General features: G+C 59.3%; 22 protein-coding genes and 4 pseudogenes. 23 read left to right on the top strand and 3 right to left on the bottom strand.

Annotation, left to right across the window (positions count from 1 at the left end; translation table 11 throughout):
- Window positions 1-486: 486 nt before the first annotated feature.
- The 6 genes from nifB to ABIA96_RS30500 all read left to right on the top strand — a co-directional run bounded on the left by nifB (window position 487) and on the right by ABIA96_RS30500 (window position 4,297).
- On the top strand, window positions 487-2,043 hold the full coding sequence (nifB, locus tag ABIA96_RS30525; RefSeq protein WP_354053228.1) for a nitrogenase cofactor biosynthesis protein NifB: 1,557 nt from the start codon (window positions 487-489) through the stop codon (window positions 2,041-2,043).
- A gap of 15 nt (window positions 2,044-2,058) precedes the next feature.
- Window positions 2,059-2,283 (top strand): 4Fe-4S binding protein, encoded by a 225-nt coding sequence (locus ABIA96_RS30520; protein WP_247457905.1) that lies wholly within the window; start codon window positions 2,059-2,061, stop codon window positions 2,281-2,283.
- Entirely contained in the window at window positions 2,198-3,244 is a 1,047-nt protein-coding gene (locus ABIA96_RS30515; RefSeq protein ID WP_354053226.1) for a 4Fe4S-binding leucine-rich repeat protein, read from the top strand. Before ABIA96_RS30520 ends, ABIA96_RS30515 begins: the two co-directional genes overlap by 86 nt.
- Before the next feature lie 149 nt (window positions 3,245-3,393).
- Entirely contained in the window at window positions 3,394-3,714 is a 321-nt protein-coding gene (locus tag ABIA96_RS30510) for a nitrogen fixation protein NifZ (protein WP_247457904.1), read from the top strand.
- Window positions 3,711-3,950 (top strand): nitrogen fixation protein NifZ, encoded by a 240-nt coding sequence (locus ABIA96_RS30505; RefSeq protein ID WP_247388549.1) that lies wholly within the window; start codon window positions 3,711-3,713, stop codon window positions 3,948-3,950. Before ABIA96_RS30510 ends, ABIA96_RS30505 begins: the two co-directional genes overlap by 4 nt.
- 11 nt (window positions 3,951-3,961) lie before the next feature.
- Window positions 3,962-4,297: a DUF3024 domain-containing protein gene (locus tag ABIA96_RS30500; RefSeq protein ID WP_502916603.1), complete on the top strand. Its 336-nt coding sequence runs from the start codon at window positions 3,962-3,964 to the stop codon at window positions 4,295-4,297.
- Window positions 4,298-6,276: 1,979 nt separating this feature from the next.
- On the opposite strand, the pseudogene ABIA96_RS30495 reads toward ABIA96_RS30500, so the two are convergent.
- Window positions 6,277-6,777, bottom strand: a pseudogene (locus ABIA96_RS30495) (redoxin domain-containing protein).
- A 454-nt stretch (window positions 6,778-7,231) separates the two neighbouring features.
- Between ABIA96_RS30495 and nifH the strand changes: the two are divergent.
- The 17 genes and pseudogenes from nifH to ABIA96_RS30410 all read left to right on the top strand — a co-directional run bounded on the left by nifH (window position 7,232) and on the right by ABIA96_RS30410 (window position 23,181).
- The gene (gene nifH, locus ABIA96_RS30490) at window positions 7,232-8,122 is read left to right on the top strand and encodes a nitrogenase iron protein (protein WP_247457901.1); all 891 of its coding nucleotides are present in this window, start codon (window positions 7,232-7,234) and stop codon (window positions 8,120-8,122) included.
- Window positions 8,123-8,188: 66 nt separating this feature from the next.
- The gene (locus ABIA96_RS30485; RefSeq protein WP_354140636.1) at window positions 8,189-8,917 is read left to right on the top strand and encodes a nitrogen fixation protein NifQ; all 729 of its coding nucleotides are present in this window, start codon (window positions 8,189-8,191) and stop codon (window positions 8,915-8,917) included.
- A gap of 572 nt (window positions 8,918-9,489) precedes the next feature.
- A pseudogene (locus tag ABIA96_RS30480) lies at window positions 9,490-9,783 on the top strand (hydroxymethylglutaryl-CoA lyase-like TIM-barrel protein); the annotation flags it as partial.
- Window positions 9,773-10,048, top strand: coding sequence for a hypothetical protein (locus ABIA96_RS30475; protein ID WP_354053229.1), 276 nt, complete (start codon window positions 9,773-9,775; stop codon window positions 10,046-10,048). The pseudogene ABIA96_RS30480 and the gene ABIA96_RS30475, both read left to right, overlap by 11 nt.
- Window positions 10,049-10,398: 350 nt before the next feature.
- Complete coding sequence (locus ABIA96_RS30470) at window positions 10,399-11,742, top strand: hypothetical protein (RefSeq protein ID WP_354053224.1); 1,344 nt, start codon at window positions 10,399-10,401, stop codon at window positions 11,740-11,742.
- Window positions 11,743-12,060: 318 nt separating this feature from the next.
- Window positions 12,061-12,979, top strand: a pseudogene (locus tag ABIA96_RS30465) (hydroxymethylglutaryl-CoA lyase-like TIM-barrel protein); the annotation flags it as partial.
- A 2-nt stretch (window positions 12,980-12,981) separates the two neighbouring features.
- The gene (nifW, locus tag ABIA96_RS30460) at window positions 12,982-13,314 is read left to right on the top strand and encodes a nitrogenase stabilizing/protective protein NifW (protein ID WP_354053223.1); all 333 of its coding nucleotides are present in this window, start codon (window positions 12,982-12,984) and stop codon (window positions 13,312-13,314) included.
- Window positions 13,315-14,488: 1,174 nt separating this feature from the next.
- Complete coding sequence (locus tag ABIA96_RS30455; RefSeq protein WP_502916602.1) at window positions 14,489-15,604, top strand: electron transfer flavoprotein subunit alpha/FixB family protein; 1,116 nt, start codon at window positions 14,489-14,491, stop codon at window positions 15,602-15,604.
- Window positions 15,605-15,616: 12 nt separating this feature from the next.
- Entirely contained in the window at window positions 15,617-16,924 is a 1,308-nt protein-coding gene (locus tag ABIA96_RS30450; protein WP_354053227.1) for an FAD-binding protein, read from the top strand.
- 41 nt (window positions 16,925-16,965) lie between these two features.
- A complete protein-coding gene (locus ABIA96_RS30445; protein ID WP_247457897.1) occupies window positions 16,966-17,262 on the top strand; it encodes a ferredoxin family protein in 297 nt (98 codons plus the stop codon).
- Window positions 17,263-18,024: 762 nt separating this feature from the next.
- Window positions 18,025-18,471, top strand: coding sequence for a hypothetical protein (locus tag ABIA96_RS30440; RefSeq protein WP_354053222.1), 447 nt, complete (start codon window positions 18,025-18,027; stop codon window positions 18,469-18,471).
- Window positions 18,472-18,811: 340 nt separating this feature from the next.
- Window positions 18,812-19,417: a TlpA family protein disulfide reductase gene (locus ABIA96_RS30435; protein WP_502916601.1), complete on the top strand. Its 606-nt coding sequence runs from the start codon at window positions 18,812-18,814 to the stop codon at window positions 19,415-19,417.
- A 567-nt stretch (window positions 19,418-19,984) separates the two neighbouring features.
- On the top strand, window positions 19,985-21,280 hold the full coding sequence (gene dctA / locus ABIA96_RS30430; protein ID WP_354053221.1) for a C4-dicarboxylate transporter DctA: 1,296 nt from the start codon (window positions 19,985-19,987) through the stop codon (window positions 21,278-21,280).
- A 567-nt stretch (window positions 21,281-21,847) separates the two neighbouring features.
- Window positions 21,848-21,960: pseudogene (locus ABIA96_RS30425) on the top strand (P-type conjugative transfer ATPase TrbB); the annotation flags it as partial.
- A complete protein-coding gene (locus ABIA96_RS30420) occupies window positions 21,926-22,318 on the top strand; it encodes a transposase (protein ID WP_354053220.1) in 393 nt (130 codons plus the stop codon). The pseudogene ABIA96_RS30425 and the gene ABIA96_RS30420, both read left to right, overlap by 35 nt.
- Window positions 22,315-22,668, top strand: coding sequence for an IS66 family insertion sequence element accessory protein TnpB (gene tnpB, locus ABIA96_RS30415; protein ID WP_354070291.1), 354 nt, complete (start codon window positions 22,315-22,317; stop codon window positions 22,666-22,668). The genes ABIA96_RS30420 and tnpB overlap by 4 nt, the downstream gene beginning before the upstream one ends.
- Window positions 22,669-22,737: 69 nt before the next feature.
- On the top strand, window positions 22,738-23,181 hold the full coding sequence (locus ABIA96_RS30410; RefSeq protein ID WP_502917565.1) for a transposase domain-containing protein: 444 nt from the start codon (window positions 22,738-22,740) through the stop codon (window positions 23,179-23,181).
- Here the strand turns inward: ABIA96_RS30410 and ABIA96_RS36645 are convergent.
- Together ABIA96_RS36645 and ABIA96_RS30405 are read right to left on the bottom strand one after the other, a co-directional pair.
- Window positions 23,178-23,357, bottom strand: a complete 180-nt coding sequence (locus ABIA96_RS36645; protein WP_502916599.1) for a hypothetical protein — start codon at window positions 23,355-23,357, stop codon at window positions 23,178-23,180. The genes ABIA96_RS30410 and ABIA96_RS36645 overlap by 4 nt on opposite strands.
- A complete protein-coding gene (locus ABIA96_RS30405) occupies window positions 23,291-23,905 on the bottom strand; it encodes a hypothetical protein (RefSeq protein ID WP_354053218.1) in 615 nt (204 codons plus the stop codon). Before ABIA96_RS30405 ends, ABIA96_RS36645 begins: the two co-directional genes overlap by 67 nt.
- Window positions 23,906-23,913 lie beyond the last annotated feature (8 nt).

Below are 23,913 nucleotides of genomic sequence, written 5' to 3'. Positions count from 1 at the left end.
CTCGAAAGCGTATTCAACCCGCACGCATCATCGCATGGTCTTTCTGGCGCAGAGCTCATCAGGCTGCCGCTCAACGCGCTCATGTCAAATCAAAAGGACAACTGTAATGCTAGGAAGGATCGCCGGTTCAAGTTGTCCTTCAAAGCTCCCGAACGTCTTTGGCGGATTGTGCTTTGCATACGCGTCACATTTCGGCGACAAGATCAACTTTCAACGACCAGCCGCCATGCTCTTTGCCCAAGGGCATAGATGAACCCGCGTACCCGCCGTCACAATAGCGCTGCCGGCGCTCTTGTGATCGCAATTCTGTCAGCTTTCCAACATGAGTTGATAAAACTGACATTCGAGCAGGCGGTACCTAACTGCTTGAAGCGAACCACAAAATACGTTTGTGGCAGGTATGGCACGCCAGTTGCTCTTGGCTTTTCAGAAACGACTCTGGGGATGCTTGCTGGAAGGATTCGGCTTGCGAAGAGAATTGGAAGAATGAGTACTTCAGCGCAACACCAGGTATCTTGTGGCGGCGGCGAGATCAGCGAGACCATGCAAGTCATGACTAAGCACAACAGCTGCGGTACGGTCGATGGCAGCGGCAAGGGCAGGTGCGGATCTCAGGCCGGCATCGGCAATGTGCGGAAGGAGGTCTGGGAAAAGGTGAAGAACCATCCCTGCTACAGCGAGGAGGCGCACCACCATTATGCCCGGATCCATGTCGCGGTCGCACCGGCCTGCAATATCCAGTGCAATTACTGCAATCGTAAATACGATTGCGCCAACGAATCGCGCCCCGGCGTTGTCAGCGAGAAGTTGACGCCGGAGCAGGCCGCCAAGAAGGTGCTGGCGGTCGCTTCCGCCATCCCTCAGATGAGCGTGGTCGGCGTTGCTGGCCCTGGCGACCCCTTGGCGAATTCGGACAAGACATTCAAGACGTTCGAGCTCGTCAATAAATTCGCGCCAGACATCAAGCTGTGCCTCTCGACGAACGGTCTGGCGCTAGCTGATCATGTCGACACGATTGCAAGACTTAAGGTCGATCACGTGACGATCACGATCAACATGATCGATCCCGATATTGGCGCAAAGATCTATCCCTGGATCTTTTACCGCCACAAGCGCTACACCGGCATTGAAGCTGCAAGCATCCTCAGCAATCGGCAGCTCCAGGGCCTGGAGATGCTCACCGCGCGCGGCATCCTGTGCAAAGTCAACTCGGTGATGATTCCCGGGATTAACGATCAGCATCTGGTTGAGGTTAACAAAGCCGTGAAGTCCCGCGGCGCCTTCCTGCATAACGTGATGCCGCTGATTTCGTCACCCGAGCACGGCACCGTGTTCGGTCGCAGCGGGCAACGCGCCCCGACGGCACAGGAAGTGACAGCATTGCAGGATAGCTGCGAAAGCGAGATGAACATGATGCGTCACTGTCGCCAGTGCCGCGCCGACGCCGTCGGACTGCTCGGGGAGGACCGCGGCGGCGAATTCACCATTGAACAGATCATGGCCATGGACTTCAAATATGATGAACAGGCCCGAAAGGAGTATCAGGCCAAAGTCGAGAAGGCGCGCATTGCAAAGCTTGCGGCCAAGCAGGAGCAGCTTGCGGAGCTCGCCAGCGCGTCCAGCGAAATCAAGGTGCTGGTGGCGGTTGCAACCAAGGGCTCGGGATTGATCAACCAGCACTTCGGTCATGCCAAGGAGTTCCAGATCTACGAGCTCTCGACTTCAGGCGCAAAATTCGTTGGCCATCGTCCTATTCAACCCTATTGCCAGGGCGGCCATGGCGAGGACAGCAAGCTCGAAGTCGCCATCGGCGCCATCAACGATTGCCATGCCGTGTTCGTGTCAAAGATCGGCGGCTGCCCGAAGGCCGAATTGATCAAGGCCGGAATCGAGCCGGTCGATCAGTATGCCGGCGAGTTCATCGATGGCTCGGCGATCGCCTGGTTCAAACTCTATCTCGATAAAGTCAATGAGGGGAAGATCAAGCACGTTGAGCGGGTCGATGCGGCGGCCCGCCACAATACGCTGATTTCCGCCGCCTGAGGATGGGGTCAGACAATGCCGTTCAAGATCATCGCCTCGCAATGCACGGGCTGTTCGGCGTGCGAAACGCAATGCCCGAATCTCGCTATTTCCGAACGAGCCGGCGTTTTCCTGATCGATCCTGAGAAATGCACCGAGTGCGCCGCCTACTTTGATGAGCCGCAATGCGTGGCGGTTTGCCCGGTTGACAACACATGCGTGCTCGACACGGCGCTGCCGCGTCACCAGGAGCCTGCTTGAGGGCCACGATGGATGTCACTACGACACTAACGGTTCAGAAACTCGGGCGGATGATGCCCGCCTTGACGAGGCGCCGGCCGCGGCTTTCGCCTTCTCAGACCGGGTGGACGGCTCGCCCTGGTCGCCAACCTTTTCGCCAGTTGCCAAACCATATTCTGGCGACGCGCACGTCGGTGGGAGCGCGTCGAGCTATTCTTGTCGGCCCAAAGGCCGCTGTCTTGAGCGTCGAGGATCGATTTCGCCTATGGGCCCACGAGGAGCGCAGGACCCGTCTTCCGCGATATCAATCCAGTCACCTGCGGCCATCATTGATCAGTCGACATTCATGCCCGAGGCCTTCTTCAGTCGGTCGTCCGAGAGAAAACGAGGGCCTCCTCACCGAGTCCTGTCTTGGTCGCACGGTGTCGAGCCGGCCGAGCATCATCCCAGGGCGGCAGGGTTTCACCTCGATGAAGGTGCAGAAAGTACACCTGCGCCATGCCAAGGCGTTCGCACCCGATCACGTGATGCGGAATCGAATTTCCTGCCACCGGTGCGGTCGGCGCCACCAAGCCGGAGTTCGGCTGTTATGAGACCACCTCGTGTGGGTCTTCCTGTTCTCGCTCAACGCATATTGCCGACTTGCAGATCCGTCTCGGGCAACTCGGGATGGACGGCAGCTGTCGGGAGACTGCTGGGGCTTTGTCCCGCGGACAAGGCTGGCACCAAGGTGTTGTTGGGCACGCTCGAGCGTATGGGCGGGACCGTGAGTGATGACGTCCACAATGCCCTGGGTTGCCGGGGTAATCAGGTCGACTCTGTCGGCTGTGCGCATCCCGCGCTGGAGCACGCGGCTCGCCGCCGGCTCAAGCACGCCTCCCTCGATGACAGACGCGCGTGCCGCGTCGGTGGCTTCTTCAACATCAACCATGGGCTCACGATAGTTATCTGGAGCATCTGGAGTTTAGGTTGCGGGCGTTGATGTTGCTGCACCGGGATCCCGACAGGCTCATGCGATCCGTGATCGCAAGCGCCGCCGTGCGGGAATGGCGGGGGTTGATCGAGCATCATGATAGGGCGGTCCGTAAGGCCGGGCGCGGTACGGTTGAACTATGGAACAGGGACGGCAGCATGAGCAACATCGCCCGTGATAGTGACATCGTCGAGCTGACGGACGCCCCATTCTTTGATTATGGTGACAACGTGCGGGCCAACCGCACTATCCGCAACGACGGCACCTATGTGGGCAAGGAGATCGGTGAGGTTCTGGTCAAGAAAGGCGAGCTTGGCTATGTCATCTCGATCGGCACATTCCTGCAACAATTTTATATCTATGGAGTCGAATTCCTCAACTCCGGCAATCGCGTCGGCATGAAATGCAAGGAACTCGATCTAGTCACGCGAAACCGCGAAGGCGAGGAGCCGTTCTTGCCAGGAGCGGCACCCCGATGATCGAACCAAGATTGCCAAAATACCGGTCAGGCCAACGTGTCAAGGCCGCAATCGATCTGCTCAACGACGGTTCCTTTCCCGACGCGTCGGCGGAAGAGTGTCTGGTCAGCGTCGGGTACATTGGTGAGATCGTCCAGGTCGGTCGCCATACGGAAGCGAACCTACCCATTTATATGGTCGACTTCGGCAAGCAGTTGGTGGTTGGCTGCCTCGAGGCAGAAATCTCTGCAGTCTAGGATATCGCGCAATGAGCGCCGCAATCATCAGGCGACATCATTCCGGATTGCCTGCGCATCCCAACGAGGTCGACCGGTGGCGGATCGTGCGCGCGCTGAAGAAGCGCGAGCACTACCGATATGTCTCGCCAAAGGTGACAGCGGTTGCTGGCGGCTATCTGGTCGAGAGCCCGTGCTGCTCAGGCAATATCAATGCGGAGGGCGGCCTCGTCGACGTCGCGCTGCTGCACCACGATAGGACTGGGGCGGCATGGCAGCTGCTCCGATCACCGCACGGGCGTTTGGGAGTGGCATTCAACCCATCAACGGCTTGGCCTGGCGACAGCGGTTCTGAACGCCGACCCTGAACGTTTGTTCTGGCAATAGATGTGGAGATGTTCTGGCAATGGATGTGGAGATGGTGCTCGAAGGCGCCTTGACGGAGATCGAGTAGACGCTCGCCGCTATTGATACAGCCTCTGAGCCCTGCCTGACGCTCCGGCAGAAAGTTCCACATCTTGCCTGGATCTGTTGCGAGTCGTCCGACATGACGCAGAATCCGTTCCGCCGGGTTGGAAGTTCGACCTGCATCTGCTCGACGGTGGAGGTCACTGTTACAGCTCACGAATGAGCCGCAGCGCGCCGGCATTGTGCTGGCCAAGCGCTCTGGCAAGTCGATCAAGCAATCGCCTGCCGGTGCCAAGCTCACACAGGACGGCTAGGCCCGCGGCTTGCTTGCCATGCCGTAGTGCCCGGCCCGGGAAATATCACGAGCAGGTCGCTCACTCGTTCATCGGGTCCATGAGACGGGGGACCGGCGATGGTCTCGCAGAACTGTTCGTGAGGACGGAATCGCCTGGGAACGTCAACGTGGCTTATTAAACCAAGGATACTGCGGTAGATTAAATTGGATCAGCGAGCCGTGCCCGATCTGCTGACGAGGAGTAACGCTCAGGCTTCGCAAGATTTGCCTTTGTGAGTACTCGTCATTAAGTCCGCCGCCGTGCACTCGCTGTGAAGGCCGGTTGATGACGCGCGCGCAAGTGAGGCAGTGCGACTGTCCCGGCCCATCCGCTCTACTCCATCAATAGTATTGGGGCTTGGAAATATCATACTACGAAACTGGTGAGTGAAGTCGGCGCGTTCAAGCAAGAAGGGACTGTTTTTCGAAGACGCATCGAGTGTCCCTTCTCTATGGCTTGCTTCCATGTTGAAGGCGCTGACGTGCACGTTGAGAATCAGGTTTGTCACGCGGATATAGATCCAGAGGACAGCGGACAAATTCGCGTGTAGTCCCGGTTCTTATCTACAAGAGAAAAATCCGCTTGAATAGTTGTCGATGACCATTGATATGGTAGTGGAAAGCAGTTGCGTCTTCGCCAAAACAAGGCGCTACAGGCAAATGTGCAAAGCGGAATCGGAGAACACGTGCCAAAAAGCACCAAGCGCAAAGAGTATAGTAAGGATGACGTCAAGCTGCTCAAAGCGCACTCAAAGGCCCGCACCCCTGTAGCTAGGGTTTCAAAGCTTATGAAGCGATCCGAGGGCTCTCTAAGACAGAAAGCACGTACCTTGGGGATTGGCTTGGGTCACCAGCGCTGAGATACGCGTCAAGGTTCGGAAATTGACCGGCGTGATGATCGAGACGGCCAGGCGGCTTACGACCGCCGGGCCATCCGATCGTTTCAGGTTCTGCGCCCGAGGGTCAGCTCGCGCGATGAACGAGCTGACCGATTTCCTGATAGACCGGCTCACTTGGCCTAAAACTCGTCGAGTGTCATGGTTTTAATCAGAGACTGATAAGCCCGGCTCGTTCGTCACATAGTGCGGCTTACATCGCTGAATATAGATCTGCCGAGCCCAAATACGGGCTGCGACGTGCCGGCGAGGCGCAGAAAGAAGGGAATAGCCGCGGTCCGGCCTACGGCGACAATATAAAGGAACCGGCAGGAGATGTGCGTCGAGTAGGCGCAGAAGCGTACAAGTATTTTGTATGTTCATGCGGAGACGCGCCGGCATCCTCTTGTATGCGGGATTTGTTATGAGGTGAGCAAGAGCGGTGGTGAACCTTGTTCATCGTCATCATCGAGACTGTCGATTTCGCCGCAGCGACTGCCGCGCGCGGACAGCGCGGCGGCCGCGGCAGACGGCATGGCGGCAATGAGAATTGAATTGCGTGCCGTACTCGCTCGCAGCAGGCCGCATTTGCGGTAAGATCGTCTGTATCCAAAAACGATTGAGTCTGACGTCCTTCGAATTCGGGAGCTGCTCCTTGCTGCACTTTCGATATGTTGCCTGAGGCAATTTTAAGCGTGTCGCCGCCGATTTCGCGGTTGCAAGGGCAGAGCTAATCAGTCTGTATCGTATCCAGAACGCGTAACGTGTCCGTCGGGCTGCGGCCGACATGAGGCTTGTCGCATAGACATGCTGGATCGTGTTCTCAGGATCGACGATGAACGTGTAGCGATGCGCGATGCCATCACGCGATCGCACTCCAAGGCCATCGACCAGTGCGCCCTTGGTGTCGGCAAACTGCCAGATCGATAGACGGTGCAGATCCGTGTGCTCACGCCGCCAGGCGAGCTTGCAAAGCTCGCTATCGGTCGAGCCACCAAGCACGATTGCATCGCATCGGCGAAATGCTTGGATAGGCGAGCAAACTCACCGATTTCGGTTGGGCAGACGAATGTGAAATCCTTCGGGAAAAAGTAGATGACTTTCCATTCTCCGGGAAACTCCTGTCAGTCAGCGTCTCGAAGGCACTCTGCCCGTTCTCCTCTGGCAGGTGAAAGCCGGGCTTCACGCCTGTGATGTCGAACGGCGGCAACTTACTTCCAATTCCAGGCATATTGTCCTCACAACATCGCGTCACACGGAAACAGCGTTCCGCGATTGGCAAAGCAAGCGATATGCCACCCATCTGACGGCAAGTACCCATCATGCCGGTCGTGGAACATTCGCCTTTGATGATGGCGGTGTGCTCGAACCCCATCTGCACGAATCCACGCGCCAGGCTTTGTCGGGTTTCTGTCAGAGTCCTTGCCTCTGTCGGGTCCGCCACAGCTTCCGGTCTCGGACGCTGCGCTATTAGTCAAGCCTAGTCAGATGCTTAACGCGCGTGCGAACGAATGGCACGCCAGTTGCTAACTGGATGCAGCAACAAGGAGTGAGGGCTGAGGGCACGCCGACGCCGATGGCGAGCGATGGCCTCCTTCCCGAAACCCGTGTGCCCACGTTTCTGAGAGAGAAACAGCCTCGCGCGTTCGGCGCGCAAAATTGGCAATCGGTTGATGGAGAGCAACATGTCTTCGCTGAGACAAATCGCGTTTTATGGCAAGGGTGGCATCGGTAAATCGACAACGTCGCAAAATACGCTGGCGGCTCTTGCTGAGCTGGGCCAAAGGATTCTCATCGTCGGCTGTGATCCCAAAGCGGACTCGACCCGCCTCATCCTGCACGCCAAAGCGCAGGACACCATTCTGAGCTTGGCGGCGGATGCCGGCAGCGTTGAGGACCTCGAAATCGAGGACGTCATCAAGCTCGGCTACAAGGACATTCGATGCGTCGAGTCCGGCGGTCCAGAGCCGGGGGTCGGGTGCGCCGGAAGAGGCGTGATCACATCGATCAACTTTCTGGAGGAGAATGGCGCCTATGAGGACATCGACTACGTCTCTTACGACGTGCTGGGCGATGTCGTCTGCGGCGGCTTCGCGATGCCTATCCGCGAGAATAAGGCACAGGAAATCTACATCGTGATGTCCGGCGAGATGATGGCGATGTATGCCGCCAACAACATCTCGAAGGGTATTCTGAAGTACGCGAATTCCGGCGGCGTGCGCCTCGGCGGCCTGATCTGCAACGAGCGCCAGACCGACAAGGAGCTGGAGCTGGCAGATGCTCTTGCCAAGAAGCTCGGCAGCCGGCTGATCTACTTCGTGCCACGCGACAACGTCGTGCAGCACGCGGAGCTGCGCCGCATGACTGTGCTGGAATACGCGCCAGAGTCCAAGCAGGCGGATCACTATCGCAATCTCGCGAGCAAGATCCACAATAATGCGGGACAAGGCGCCATCCCGACGCCAATCAGCATGGAGGAGCTCGAGGATATGCTCATGGAGCACGGCATCATCAAGCCTGTCGACGAGAGCCTGGTCGGCAAGACCGCCGCCGAGCTCGCCGCTGCTTCGGCATAGTTCATGTTGTCGGCCTTCTCGACCGGGGAAGGCCGACATCGTCCACTCAGAAGCTGGGGGACCTTCATGATTGGCACACAAAGCGAATTGGCCAATACGATGTCATCTCCTGTATCAGCAGCTCACGTCCGCGAGCCGCGCGATGCAAGTGAGCTCTACGGGCTTCTGACCGGGCGCCATCTAACAGAAGTCGACATCAGCGACGATGAGGATTTCGATCGCCATGTGCTCGCTTGCGTTCTCGCCGCATCCGCTATGGATGGCAGCCAACTTCCCGAACGGGCTGGCTTGACTAACCAGGAGCTCGATGCGCTCTTGGTGCAGTACTTTCCATCCACACCGGTCAGGAGTTGTACCTGGCGCGAACAGTCCGGGTTACCGGCTCCTGACGAGACGATTATGGTGCGAGACCTCCTGCTAGCGCAACGTTCCACTCATGGCGAGGTCGGCGGCTGGCTCGCGACGATGATCGCGCGGCGCGCCATGGAGCCTAATCACCTGTGGGAAGATCTCGGTCTGCGGGAGCGGGACGAATTGTCCCGCCTCCTGATGCGCCATTTCGGGCCGCTGGCGGCTCGCAACACCAAGAACATGCGCTGGAAGCGCTTCTTCTATCGCACGCTATGCGAAGATGACGGTCTGGTGATGTGTACCGCGCCGGTCTGCACGGAATGCAATGATTTTGATCTTTGCTTCGGTGAGGAGAGCGGGGAGAGCCGGATGGCCGGACGCCGGCGGGATCATCTGCGTCGTCTCGATGACCCCGTCCATGCCACCCCAAGTTCGCATGGCTGAGCTCACAATGGATGCCCGCTCCTCGGCGCCAGTCCCGGTGTATCGGACAGCTTTCGGCCAACTGTCACAGGACCAGAGTGAGGGTTTAAAAAGACACCGGGTAAACAACTTCGCGCAGGCGGCCTAAGCAGGACGCGGCGGCGCCGATATCGGGCTTGATAACTGGCGGATGCGACCGTCACATTTACGCCAAGATGTTCTATGTTGACGCGCGATCGAGGCCAACATCCGCCCTCTCCATCGCGCCCCGCTGAACTTTTTACGAACGCCGACTTGTGGTTGGACGACCCGATGGCTCATGAATCTTCTTCGATAAGCGCCGGAATGCACGCGGCTTCCCCGAACTGCTGCAGCTTGAACCGTTGCCCGGCTAACATGCTTCTAAGCTCGGCGCTTGCCTTCAGCTCGGTCGTAAGCGCACCGAACCTGGCGCTCCGCGGTTTCCACCCTGTCGGATTTGCGACACACCCGACTAATCTGAAATTCGACGTCATTCACAGGTTCTCGGGAATTCGAGCGCGTTGGCACAGCAATTGCTGAACAGTTTACGGAATAAACATACGGAGCCGCTGATGGCGTTCGCTGCCGCAATCACCGGGCCCGACAAAGATCGGTCGAGGTCCATAGTCCTTAATGACACCACGCTGCGCGACGGCGAACAGACACCCGGCGTGGCCTTCACGACACCGGACAAGGTCTCGATCGCGCGTGCGCTGGCTGCGGCCGGAGTCACGGAGATCCAGGCCGGCACGCCGGCGATGGGTCAGGAAGAGATTGCCGCGATCCGAGCGGTCGCCGAAGCGGGCCTTGGGGCCAGGATCATCGGCTGGTGCCGGATAAAACCCGCGGACGTCGATGCGGAGATACGACCGCTCGTCCGCGGCGCGGGTCAATGGCTACCTGCTCAGCGTCGACGGTCATCCGGCGAACCGGGACTATGGCGGACATTCGCAAGTGAACCGCGTCACGGCGCAGAAGCTCGCCGGCAACGCCACGCGAAGCCCGAACAACGCCGGCGGCGCCAACATGAACACACCGCTATGGAGCGAGGACATACCCCAAGCCCTGCGGATCACCAAAGTCGCCACATACCCGGAGCGCGTGCGCTGCTATCCGCGGCAGCAACTGTGATGCGGGGACATGGGGCGGCTCTCGTTGCGCTAGGCTTTCTCTTCAAACGAACTGACCTTGCCTAGCCACGCGACGCCTGGGCGCGGACGCGTTCGTCCGCGTGGCATGCGTTCGGATTTCGTACATGCCGATAATGATCGGTGCATTGAGGGAATTGAGGGAACGGCCCAATGACGGAACAGATTCACACCGAGCAGGAGAGAACATCGGTTAGCTCCTGCGCGAGAGCCCTGGCCATCGCAGCGCTGGCCGCAATCGCGGTCCTGTGCACCGCCGGCGGGGCGCGTGCGCAGAAGTGCGATGAGATCCGCAACATGTCCTGGAGCGAAGCGCTCACGCATCTCTATGCGGTGCATGCGATCAAGAAGGGAGGACTGACGGTCGATCAGATCTTCACGCCGCGCGGGACGATCGGCTCGCACGTGGGCTTTGCACGGATCGAGGTAAGTATCACCGGAAAGTATCCCAACGTGGAGCCCGACTTCCGCGACCGGCCGACGCTGCACATCACCTGGAACCATCTGGTCCAGTCCCCCGGCCCGGCCGGCACGTGGGAGGATGCGGAGATCGTGATCCTGGAGCCGCTCAAGGACTTCGACAGCGAACTGTGGGCCGCCACGCCCTACGACACCATCACGCTCGGCGCCCATGACCTGGGGGCAAAGACCATCATTCTCGCCAAGGGTGACGCCCTGGCCGGCGAAATCCGCAAACGCATCACCGACAATGACGGCGTCGAGGTGGAGCCCTTCACCGGCACCAGTGGGCGCGCGACGCGCGATGCCGTCGACCGGAGACTCGCCACCATCGCCGGGCTCTGGCGGCTGCACGACGCGCAACCGTCGCCGAACAACCTCGACGCGACCTATCTATCGAAGCAGAAGAAGACCCATGCAAGCATGCCGGTATGGGTGACGTCGAGTAGCTGCACGGCCGGCGTGCAGATCCTCGGGGACAAGGCGACGCAAAGTAACCTTGCCGCGCACGCCAATCCGGATCCTCGGTTCATGACCGAGCTCTGGAACCGGAACCTCTATTTCGGGCTGCACATGGGGACAGCGGTCGAGGCGCTGCACGGCGCCCAGTCGCCGGGCAGCGAAGCGAACGGCCTGCGCGCACGGCTGGGCGTTTGCGCCCAGACCTATCCCGGCAACGTCGACCTTACCGGCCAGTGGGTGCCCGATTGGGACAACATGAAATATGTCGAAAATCCAGTGACCGGCGAAATCGAGCCAGGCTACGCCATGACAAAGGAGACGATCCGTTGCTCGAGCTGGGTCGGCGCCAGTGCGTCGGCACCGGCCGCGACGCGCCTGACGTGCCGCGCACTCTGGACCAAGGACGAGATCGTGAACCGCACGCCATCGGATTACGCTTGGCAGCTCGCGACCCGTATCCTAACCTATGCGATGTACGTCGATGCGCGGGTCGCCAACGCGTCTGAGGACGGGCTCACTCGCATGCGTATGGGGAAGCTGGAAAATCTACGGTCCACTGATCGCGAACGGGCGCAAGAAGCCAAACGAGATCGTCTCCAGCAATCCGGAAGCGATCGCGCGGAAGGCCTGCGCTTCGACGGCGACGTCAACGGACTGGAACGCGTATATCAGCGCGCTCAAGCTGCTGCTCTCCAAGTCGTGAAACGAAGTGCCGCCCGTATCGGTATAACAGCGACCGTTGATTCAATATCTTGATTCTGATCGAATTCCGTGGCGCGCGCTCACATCGCGCTTCACGTTGGCGCAACCAATCAACGGTGCCCGCGCCCGCCGAACGCATTTTTTCCAACTCAGAGGACATGCTCATGCTACCTGTGATGAGATTTGCTTTGATCTCCCGGTGCACACGTCCGCACATACCGCCTCCAACTACTTGAAAAACCTGATCTCTCAATCCAATCCATCATTGGACGACAAACCGCAGGGCTATTCCTGCTGGCAATCTGCTGAAGCGGAGCTACGCCTCACTCATACGCGAACGTTTGAGTTTGGCGCGATGCTGCCGTTTGCATCATCGTGGCCGGTATTTCGATGGTAATCCTATCGATTCCCTCGTCCGACGTGCAGATTGCGCGAAACTCGGTGGCGGCCGTTTGGCCGCGCTGGAGCGGATGAAGCGCGTCGTGGCCCACGCTCGCGACAAGGGACTGGATGTAGCGCTGGGTGGCGAAGGCTCCTCGCGTGCCGATCTCAACTTCCTGATCGAGCTGATCGCAAGCGCCAAGGCGGCCAGCGCGCGGCGCTTTCGTCTCTCAGATACGCTGAGCCTGCTCAATCCTGACGCATCCTTAACGCTCATGGCCGCACTGCGCGCCAGCACCGATCTCGAGTTCGAATTCCACGGCCAAGACGATCTTGCCCCGGCGACGGCTGATACGCTGGCGGCGATCAAGGCCGGTGCGACGCACGCCCCTCTGACGGTCATTGGATTGGGAGAGCGAGCCGGCAATGCGCCGCTGGAGGAAGTTGCCGTCGCACTCAGCCAGATCTACGGCCGTGATACCGACGTGCTGCTCTCCGAACTGGAAAAAGTCGCGGCCGCCGGTGCAGCCGCAGCGTGCCCACCATTCCGCTCAACAAGCGCTTGTCGGCGGGCATGTCTTGACCTCGATGGGCTCTTAAAAGACCGGCCCGCCTACCAAGCGTTGGACCCGGGGTTGCTCGGCCGCTCCCACCGCATTGTGATCGGCGAGCATTGCAGCCTTCGGTCACTGCCGACCAAACCGGGACGATTCTCGCGCGCGTCCGTAAGCATGCCGTCGAGCACAAAGGCCCGGTTTCCCAGGAAACGGTGGTGGCGATCTGGCGCGACATTCGCGAGAGCTCGCTCTTCAACCGAGGGCGATCAGGTGGTCAGCCATGCGCTTCGCGCGATCAGGTTGGAACATTCAAGCCAGGACGGTTTCTGTTCGCGGATCTAGATGGAGGTTGAGAATGACGATGGACGGGATCCTTTCGCAATTGAACAAGGCCTCCGCGGCAGAGGAGTTTTTTGCACTGCTCGGCGTCGAGTACGATGCGAAAATCATCGACGTGGCGCGGCTTCATATTCTGCGTCGCATGGGTGAATATCTCGCCGGCGAGGAGTTTACCGGTGCATCCGATCCTGACATCGCCTCGCGTTGCAAGGCCACGCTTGAGCGCGCCTATGCCGATTTCGTCACGTCCTCCCCGATCGAACAGCGCGTGTTCAAAGTCTTGAAGGATGCGGCCGCACCACAATCGAACAAGCATCCAGCATTGGTGCAGCTCAGTTCCTTGGAGTGAATTGAGTTTGTATCTCGTGCTCTGGAGCGTGAAGGTTCAGAGAACCTGCCCCCCTCCCAGGTCGTCGAATTCAAATGAAAGTTGCAGTTACGGCCTCGCGGATCCGCAGCTTGGGCACTCGGCTCCTGAAGGTAATCACGGCTCAGCCCTGATATTTCCATCGATTCAAGCTGGTGCTCATGGTGCACCTAGCTCCTGCAATGGTACGCCGGCAGCCGGGGAGCGCATATTTGACGAGGAAAGCGCAGCAAGATTCGGATGAATGTCGTCTGTCGCATTCCGGACACGGGTGCAGCACGGCTATCGAATGTTCCGATCCTCGTGAGAGGCTGCCAATCCGATTTCCTTCAGTAAGAGTCTGTATTGGCGGTCAATTTTTATCGTCTGCGCAATTGGTACGACAATTGCTGAGATATGCTCAGCTAGTGTGGAGAAGCGAATGCACATCTTGGTCCGCATCGAGTTTATTTTGGACGCCGCGCAGTTTCGCGCGCGCTGCCTGTCGGCATCATGATGCGTCGCGACGCCAAAGTGACGCTTGCATATTCCGGCCTGGCTGAGTTGAAAGCTGCGCTTGATCCGCGCCAAAGATTCGTCGACGAAATCACTCCCATTGGCCGATCAATGGCCGAGGTTTCGCGGGGGGGAGCCCTTGCTCTCCAGCGCCGGTCTCACGGTGCCGTTGACGGGCGGCTTCACCGCCAACCCTCGTGCCTTCGCCAAGAGTTGCGGACGTGTCGCTGCAATCGGAAATATTGCGAGGGCATTCGGAGTAATGGATCGCGTTTTCACCGGCAAGCTCGCAGCCGACAATGGCACCAGCCGCACCCCTGGCAGGTCCTCGATCTGTTCCAACTTGGTTGCATCTCGAAGATGAGGGGGACCAATCGATCGGATCGAGTGACTACCGCGCGGTTGCGTGCCTCACTAGTACCATTGCCAAATGGTGGCCCCAGAATGCCGAACCCGGCAAGAACCCGAAGCGCGTGCTTCGGGGCTCGTCGACAAAGGTCCAGCAATGGGTGCCTCGGCCCCGCGCTGCTGCCAGGCGGTGTTGAAAAATGGCGGCGGGCACGCGGCCGAACTCTTAACTGAAGCAATCTTCACGCGCGAATTCAAACAGGCGGAGCACCCTTCGCTGGCGAGCCGCTACTGAACACGGATGGGAGTACAGATGATGAGCACCGCGCCCAAAAGCGCCGCTCCGGCCGCGGGTGGTGGTCGCGCGGCGACCAAGAGGGAGTTGCCCGAACGATTCAAGGCGCATAGGCACGTCTGGGTCTTCATCGAGCAGGAACGCGGGATAGTGCACCCCGTCTCCTGGGAGCTGATGGGTGCCGGCCGCCGGCTCGCCGACAAGCTCAACGTTGACCTCGCCGCGGTTGTCATCGGCCCGGTGGGTGAGACAACGCAGCAGGCGATCGCCGAATCCTTCTGCTACGGCGCCGACGTCGCCTATATCGTCGCGGATGATCTCTTGGCCGATTATCGCAATGAATCCTACACCAAGGCCCTGTCAGAGCTGGTCAGTACGTACAAGCCGGAAATCCTACTCCTAGGGGCAACTACACTGGGCCGCGATCTCGCCGGCTCAGTGGCCACCACACTGCTCACCGGGCTAACTGCCGACTGCACCGAGCTCGATGTCGATGCCGACGGCTCGCTTGCAGCGACCCGGCCGACGTTTGGCGGCTCACTATTGTGCACGATCTACACACTGAACTATCGTCCACAGATGGCAACCGTCCGTCCGCGCGTGATGCCGATGCCGAAGCGCGTGACCGGCGCCGTCTGGCGCGTCATCTCGCATCCGCTCGGGCTTGCAGAAGAAGATATCGTCACAAAAGTGCTGTCGTTCCTCCCGGACCGCGATTCTACAAAGTCCAACCTTGCCTATGCCGACGTGGTCGTCGCTGGAGGGCTCGGTCTGGGATCGCCTGAGAACTTCCAACTGGTACAGCAGCTCGCGGACGTGCTTGGCGCCGAATATGGCTGCTCGCGGCCGCTGGTCCAGAAGGGCTGGGTCACCTCGGACCGACAAATCGGCCAGACCGGGAAAACCATTCGGCCAAAGCTCTATATCGCGGCAGGTATTTCCGGCGCGATCCAGCATCGCGTTGGCGTGGAGGGGGGCGACCTCATCGTTGCGATCAACACGGACAAGAACGCTCCGATCTTCGACTTCGCCCATATCGGCATCGTCGCCGACGCTATTCGACTGTTGCCCGCATTGACCTCTGCATTCCGCGCGCAGCTGTCGCCGCACTCGCACGACCGCATCGCTGGCTAGGGGAGCTTGTTCATGATCGAGGAAAGATTCGACGCGATCGTCGTCGGTGCAGGCATGGGCGGGAATGCGGCAGCGCTTACCATGGCCGAGCGGGGCCTGAAAGTGCTGCAGCTGGAGCGCGGCGAGTATTCGGGGTCGAAGAACGTGCAAGGCGCCATCCTCTATGCCGATATGCTGGAGAAGCTAATCCCAAATTTCCGAGAAGATGCGCCGCTTGAGCGGCATCTCGTCGAGCAACGCTTCTGGATCGTGGACGAGCGTTCGCACACGGGGATTCACTATCGCTCCGATGATTTCAACGAGGAGAAGCCGAACCGCTACACCATCATCCGCGCGCAGTTCGATAAATGGTTCTCGCAGAAGGTCCGCGAGGCCGGCGCTACGGTGCTGTGCGAGACCACAGTGACCGAGCTCCTCCAGGATTCCCATGGGAGGGTCGTCGGGGTGCGCACTGACCGAGATGGGGGTGAAATCCATGCAGATGTCGTCGTGCTGGCCGAGGGGGTAAACGGAGTGCTCGGGACGGGTGCGGGCTTAAGAGGGCGGCCGAAACCGGACAAGCTCGCGCTCGCGGTCAAGGAGATGCATTTCCTGTCGCGTGAGACAATCGATGCTCGCTTCAATCTCAAAGGCGACGAGGGGCTCGTCATCGAAGCCGCCGGAACCATTTCCCGCGGCATGACCGGTATGGGCTTCATCTATTCCAACAAGGAATGCATCTCGCTCGGCATCGGCTGTCTTGTTGCCGACTTCCAGCGTACCGGCGAGACGCCTTACGGCCTGCTCGAGAGCTTCAAGCGTCACCCGTCCGTCGCGCCGTTGATCGAGGGTTCGGAAGTAAAGGAATATTCCGCGCATTTGATCCCCGAAGGTGGATACAAGGCCATCCCGCAGCTTTGTGGTGAGGGCTGGGTCGTTGTCGGAGACGCCGCCCAGCTCAACAACGCCATCCATCGGGAGGGGTCCAATCTGGCGATGACGTCAGGCCGTATCGCCGCGGAAGCGATCTGCCTTGTCAAATCGCGAAATGATCCGATGACGGCCAAAAATCTCTCGCTTTACAAAAAACTACTGAATGATTCCTTCGTGATTAAGGACCTGAAGAAGTACAAGGATATGCCGGCACTGATGCATACCCACTCGCAGAACTTCTTTCTCACATATCCGCAGCTCTTCTCCAAGGCGATGCAGGATTACGTGCGCGTGGACGGCACACCAAAGCTTGAGAAAGAGAAGCTCATACTGAGCTCGTTCATCAAGGCGCGATCGTGGAGTGGACTGTTCAGCGATGCCCTGCGCATTGCCCGGGCCTGGCGGTGATCACAAACCAAAGACTACGACCAACGACGGAGCCAGAAAGAATGTCGAGCGAGCCCTCCCGACGTGTCGAGGACAAACTATTCTACAACCGCTATCTCGTGGATTCCGGCCGCGCCCATATCAAGGTCCGGCCGCACAGCACACCATCTTCGCGGCTCTTATCGATGCTGAAGGCATGCCCTGCACGGTGCTACGAGCTCAGCGATAAAGGTCATGTTGAGGTGACGGTCGACGGGTGTATGGAGTGCGGCACGTGCAGGGTGATCTGCGAAGAAGGAGGTGATATCGAGTGGAGCTACCCACGCGGCGGTTACGGTGTGCTATTCAAATTTGGTTGAAGGCTCGCGCAGGGCATTGGCAGGTCGCGGCGTTCTCGCGAAACAACGGGATCACGCCGCCTGCCAGTGCGGCCGGCAGTCTCCCTGAGGGCTCCCGACAAGCGAGTGGTCGCACAAGGCAAGCAGATACTTTTCAACGGCCGCGAGCCGCGCTCAACGCGCGGCAGGCGAACGGTTGTTAGTCATATCGCACGCTGGTGGTGCATGCCGGAAATCGGTGAGGCGCAGGTGTATTCGGTCACGCGCGCACGAGCTGCTGCACCTCATATGAGGCCCATCACCCCACAGAAATAAGGCCGGTGCGTGCGCGGGGGTCCTTCGCGATGTGGCGGCGCGAAGGCGCCATTTAGATTGCACCTGCGCCTCTTCTTTGGATCGGTAACTTTCTCGATTTCAAGTAAGGGTGCACGCACGGTCCGCGAAGTCGCTCGTCCGTCGGCGACCTCGTGCTCTGGTTTCCGAGAGAGCGCGTGGCGCTCATCACGGCTATATGATCATGCTGGGTGCACTGGGCGCGGTAACGGCAACCGCACCAGCCGAGGCATTGCTTAAATGGATAGGCTCGCGCGGTCTATTTCAGGTGCTTGCCGCATCCAGTGCCTTCCCGGGCGCTTCGATCTAGTTGTGGTTCCACAGCAAGAGGCAACTGCGAAGAGCCCCAGGGACAGTCAGCCTGAAGATCGTCTATGCGGATGGGCGGCTCTGGAAATTGCGCCGATCTCTTCAACATGTAGCGGGTCGCGTGGGCCCTGCAGTCTCGTCATGGCGATCGCCCTAAGCGTTGCCGCATTGCTGCTCGGCGCGCTCGCCGATTCGCTGCGCCGGCTTGGCAAGAACATGCAAAAGCTGCTCGCAATCATAGCTGCTCTGTTCATTGCAGTCGGACTCGCGCTGATATTGTATCGGCCATTCCTGTCGCTGCCGTGGATCGTTGTGACGGTGGTCGGATCAGCCAATCGTCCTCAGCTATGCGATCATCAGAGATTACTTTCCGCCCGAATGATCGCGCGCAAGAAACGGTGTGCTCAACGTTCTGCATTTCGGGTCGGCTTTCCTCGTCGAGTACGGGACGGGGTTAATTCTCGAGCAATGGCCGGCAAAGGACGGACACTACCCCTCAATCGCGCGCATCAGACGGCGTTCGGTATCAAGTTGTGCTGCAGCTGGTCGCCCCGGTCTGGTTCATTGGCCCTTGGCTCAAAGAGTTGAATTGGAGAGTGAGATCGCCGTCAAGCGCAACTCGACGGGCCAAAGCAGGTCAGTTCACGTCGTGATCCGGAGCGCCGAAATGGTCACCCTGGAAACCGTTCAAGATGTGGAGTGGTGAACTCGGCCTTCCGCCTGACCTCCGGCTCTCGGCCTACAGGCGTCAAGAACGTCCGCACGGCGGCCGACAGATTGGCTGAGAAGCTCCAAACAGCTGGTCGGATATGCAACATGCGTCGCAGGTTCGACAGGAATGATAGGAAAATGCGCATTATCAATGAGTGCTGGCTGGCATGCGGCTTGCTGTTGTTCTCCGCAGAGCCAGGTAAAGGGAGTTTGAGCAATGACCAGTCTGACTGAGAGCGCAAGTCAAGTCGGTGAGGAGAATGTGCTGACAGTCGGTTCGCCGGCTCCCTCCATCAAAGTTGAGAACTGGCTACGTGGCCAGCCCGTTACAAAGTTCGAACCTGGGAAGGTATACATCATCGACTTTTGGGCGACGTGGTGTCCACCATGTATCGCCTCGATGCCGGGTTTGGTGACCCTGCAACGCAAATACAGGAGTAACGGAGTTGAGGTGGTAGGCATCGCGGCTATGGAACAAGCTTCGTCGGCAGATGAAGCGCGAGCCAGCTTGGACGATTGGTTGACGAAGAGCTTGCCAAACCTGAACTTCCCGATCGCATTCGACTACGCCGGCGAAATGAACAAGCTTTGGATGGATCCCAGCTTTTCTTTCGGCATTCCCTCGTCATTCGTGGTCGATCGTGAGGGCCGCTTGGCCTTTATCGGCCATACGGCGAAACTCGAGAACGTGCTGCCGAAAATTCTGAACAGCTCCTGGGCAGTGAGCGACGAAGCCAAAGCCCTAGATGCGGAGAGGATAAACAGAGCTCGACGCGAAAAGCGCGAACGAGATTGTTCGAAACGGAAAAAACGCAGCTTCTGAAAAGCCGCAACCGAGATCGCCAAGGGCAGCGTGAGCAATTTTGATTGCCATGTCTTCTCGGCCTTTGTGCTTTTGCGATCCAAGTCGATGTCTTTAAGGATAGCGGGGCATTCACCTGAAGTGAGGATAGGACGAGTAATCGGGTGAACGCAGGCGAGCTGCACCACCACAAGTTCTTTAGGGTGAATGTTTCTTAAAGGTACGTCGCGCTCCGGCGCGATGGCGCCGAGAATGCCTGTCCAGGTGAAGAGTGGTGCTCGGTGCTAGAGTTGTGGCGCCTTATAAGATGCTGGTGGGTTCTTGGAGTAAAAAGATAGAAATGGGGACGCTGATGCATTCCAACTCTCAAGCAAGCTTTCTCAAGCTTTTACCGCTGGTTTCAGGCGAGATTCAGAACTTCGTTTCGCGTTGGCGGCAAGCCGAATCGGGAGAGGCGGCAAACCGCGGGAACGGACCGGGCTGTTTAAAGCGGTCAGTGCCCTGTGCGCGCCGCGCTAAGGGCACACTGAGCGGGGCCGAGCCTTCATTGTCACCACTCTTTGGTACCACGGCGCTGGGTCGAGCGTGATGTACAATCACCGTCAGCGCCGCTCTGTCAAAGCCGCCGCCCCGCTCCAGCCATCTGGCCCCTGGTACAATGTTCTTTATATCCAGGTAGTCATCGCGATCCTGATTGGCGTTCTCGTTGGCTGGCTGTGGCCTGCTGTGGGGACGAGCAGCTGGGTCAAGGCGCTTGGTGACGGATTCATCAAGCTGATCAAAATGGTGATCGCGCCGATCATCTTCTGCACTGTTGTGTCCGGAATTGCGCATGTGCAGGATGCACGAAAGGTCGGCCGTGTCGGCGTCAAGGCGCTGCTTTACTTCGAGATCGTGTCAAGCTTCGCGCTGATCTTGGGTCTCGTGATGGGCAATCTCGTTCAGGTAGGCCATGGGCTCGCTCCCAGGGTTGATGCCGCGGCGGTAGCCAACTACGTCAAAAGAGCGGAAGGGCAGAAGGCCGTCGATTTCCTCCTCAATATTATTCCGGATAGCGTAGTTGGCGCTCTGGCCCGAGGCGACGTGCTTCAGGTGCTGCTGTTTGCCATCCTATTCGGATTCTCGCTGATGGCGCTTGGCGAGCGGGGTGAGCGGATGCGCAGCCTGGTCGACGATGCTGCACACGCGGTGTTTGGTGTCATTAGGATCGTAATGAAGGCAGCGCCAATCGGGGCGTTCGGCGCCATGGCCTACACTATCGGCGAATTCGGACCGTCCGCGCTCGGTAAACTCATCGGCTTGGTTGCGCTGTTCTATGTGACAGCCGGGCTCTTCGTGATCATTGGGCTCGGCCTGGTCGCGCGCTTGGTCGGTTTTTCTATTCTAAAGTTCATCATCTACATCAAGGATGAGCTGTTGATCGTGCTCGGAACGTCGTCATCCGAAAGCGCGCTGCCGCAGTTGATGGAAAAACTCGAACGGCTGGGCTGTTCCAAGCCGGTCGTGGGCCTGGTGGTGCCGACAGGATACTCTTTCAATTTGGATGGGACCAACATTTACATGACGTTGGCGACCTTGTTCATCGCGCAGGCGCTCGGGGTCGATCTCGACTTCAGCCAGCAGCTCACGATACTCGTTGTGGCGATGCTCACCTCGAAGGGCGCAAGTGGTGTTACCGGTGCTGGGTTCGTCACCCTGGCCGCAACCTTGACCGTGGTCAGTCCTGACCTCGTCCCGGGCATTGCCATCGTATTCTCGATCGACAAGTTCATGAGCGAGGTGCGCGCGCTTACCAACATCATCGGGAACGGTATTGCCGCGGTATTTGTGTCGTGGTGGGAAGGTGAACTCGACCATGTCTCGCTACACGCGCAGCTCAAGTAGATCTGCGATTTTAGCTCGGCCATTGCGGACTAGAAATCACCTTTGAATGCCTGCATTCTGCGTTGGCAATCGTCGTGCAGTACTGGGCCCCCTGATCCCAGGGGGAATGGTGCAGGGTCACTAGGCTCACGGTAGTGCACCCGACCAGTGTCGGCATTGGTGCCTGCGGTTGCCCGCCGGCTGATGTGGTTCATTAGCCCCGGGTTGAGCTTCCTCAAAAAGTGGGACCTCAATCGTGCCCACGCGAGGGAGCGACAGTGGTTCAGGAGAACCAATGGAGCCCGAGTAAACACCGCGACCGGGAGAGGCGTAAAAATAGTAAGCTCCAGACCATTGCTCATTACTGATTTCTCGCCTCGCCCTCGAGGGGTCGGCGCGTCAAGCCGGCGCTCTTTTCACATTTTCCTTTCTCTACGCTACACTACGAACGGCATATTCCCTCTGTTGCGGTGACACGCGATCTATCTTTTATTTGCCTTCAGATGAGGGCACCGAAGCGGCATCAGCAGCTTGGGGCAAATCGTTGCGATCCATTCTGATTCAGAGGCGAACTTGCGCGGAGCGCGTATGCTGCGTACGCGTTCGGGCCCGCCATCGCAGGGTATTTAGAAGATCCGGCAATCGTCGAGGTGATGCTCAATCCCGATGGCCGGCTGTGGATCGACCGACTGTCGATTGGACAGCAAAAAGGACGTCCATTTGGACGGCTCATCGGTAAGGCCGGTGAGCCGGCTGGAGGTCCTTGAAGGACCGTCGGGACGCCGCGTGCGTTCGGAGGCTGAGAGAGCTCGGATCGTCGCCGAGAGTCTGCCACCCGGTGCCCAGGTGTCCGAGGTGGCGCGCAAGCACGGAGCGGCGGGACAGCTGCTCGCCATCTATGGCTGCGTCGGTCCGCAGCACCACATCGCCGATCGCGATCTCAAGCTTGATCGCCGGAACGTGACCCTCCTCCAAGGCGCTTTCCACGACCAGCGGCGCGAATGTCGGCTGCGACGCCTCGCACCGCGGGTGATCCGCGCAATGCGAGCGTCACGATGATCGCAGCCGGTGCCGATCTGAAGATTTACATCGCGACGCGGCCGATCGACTTCCGCTGTGGCCACGATGGACTTGCGGCAAAGGTGCAGGAGATGCTTCGCCTCGACCCGTTCAGCGGCGCAGCCTTCGTGTTCCGTTCGAAACGAGCGGACCGGATCAAGATTGTGGTCTGGGATCGAACGGGCCTGGTGTTAGTTCATAAGCGCCTCGAAGGCTGCAGGTTCGTTTGGCCAACGATCGCAGACGGCGTGATGCGCATATCGCCAGCGATGTTCGCAGCCCTGTTCAAAGGGCGGGATTGGAGGTTGGTTCGCCCGCAAGAAGCGCGGCGTCCGCAGGCGGCCGGATAACTGCGGCAGATTGACTCGGGAGCTATTTTGAACGTGGCACGCGCAGTGGTGATGTGCTCGAAATGGCGCATGAGCATTGCGGCGCTGCGCGCGGAGAACGAACGCCTGAAGGCGATTTTGGCGCAAACGCACTCAGCCTTGAGCGAGCATCAGGAGGCACTGGCGGCATCGGAGGAAGCGCGACGTCGGCTGGAGGTCATTCTCGGGGAATTGCGACGCGAGAAGTTCGGCGCGAAGTCCGAGAAGCTGCGGCCAAATCAGTATCAGTTGCCGCTGGAAGACGTGGAGATCGCGCAAGGCATCCTGGACGCGGCGCAGGAGAGAGCCGAGGCTGTGATCCAGGGCCGATCGCGGAGCGCGCCGGATCAAGGGTCTCATCGCAATCGCGGCTGCTTGCCTGCCCATCTGCCTCGGGTGGAACGGATCATCGAGCCTGCGAGCAGGCTCTGTCCGTGCGGTTGCGGCGCCATCGTGGCGGTCTGGCCGAGCGGCTCCTCCGCGACCAACTGCTAGGCCGTCTTCCGTCTAAGCGCCCTCAGCAGACGCTGCACGATCGAATGGTGTCTCGTCCCGAACTCCTCGGGGTGTTTCTCGCTGAGCCGGCCGACGATGGCGAGTGCAGTTAGCTGCGGTTGCGTCGCGAGCCAGCCCTCGATCGCAGCAATATGCGGGTCGAGCTTGGAGGGCATGCGAACCCTGGTTTTATAGGGCCGACGGGTGCGCCGGTGCGTGGCACGCGACTCGCCGGACGTCGTCGTCTTGCCGAGCGCCTTCGCAAAAGTGGCTGCGGTCGCTGGCGCGGTGCTCGTGCTGGGGGTTGCAGGCCGCGCGCCTGTCCGGCACGACGATCGACGTCATTGCCGAGTTCGTCCTGGGTCTCTCGAATCTCGGCCAACAGCGCGACTGGATCGAGCGAGCGATACTGATCACGCAGCCGCTTCTTCACGGCCGCGGTCACCTTGGGATGCGCTAATGCACGCTCATAGGGCGCTGATGGGAGATGATAGCGTTTGATCAGTTTAGCCCCATCGCGGCGCTTCTCCTTCAGCTTGAACGACGGCTGGAAGAAGTTGACGTAGAGCCGTGCCGCCGCATAGAGGCGGCCCATCGGGCGCGCCGTCTCGACGCCATCGAAGCGGCCGTAGCCCATCAGGCGACGGACGACGGCATCTTTCTTCTCGACAAAGGCCTGATCGTTCTTGCGGTAGGGGCGACAGCGCGTGAAGACACGAGACACTGTCAGCC

Origin of the sequence: Bradyrhizobium sp. LB11.1 (assembly GCF_040549385.1) — a bacterium.
Classification (GTDB): domain Bacteria; phylum Pseudomonadota; class Alphaproteobacteria; order Rhizobiales; family Xanthobacteraceae; genus Bradyrhizobium.
Note: the sequence above shows the minus strand (reverse complement) of the source record. Positions and strands in the feature narration are given on the sequence as shown.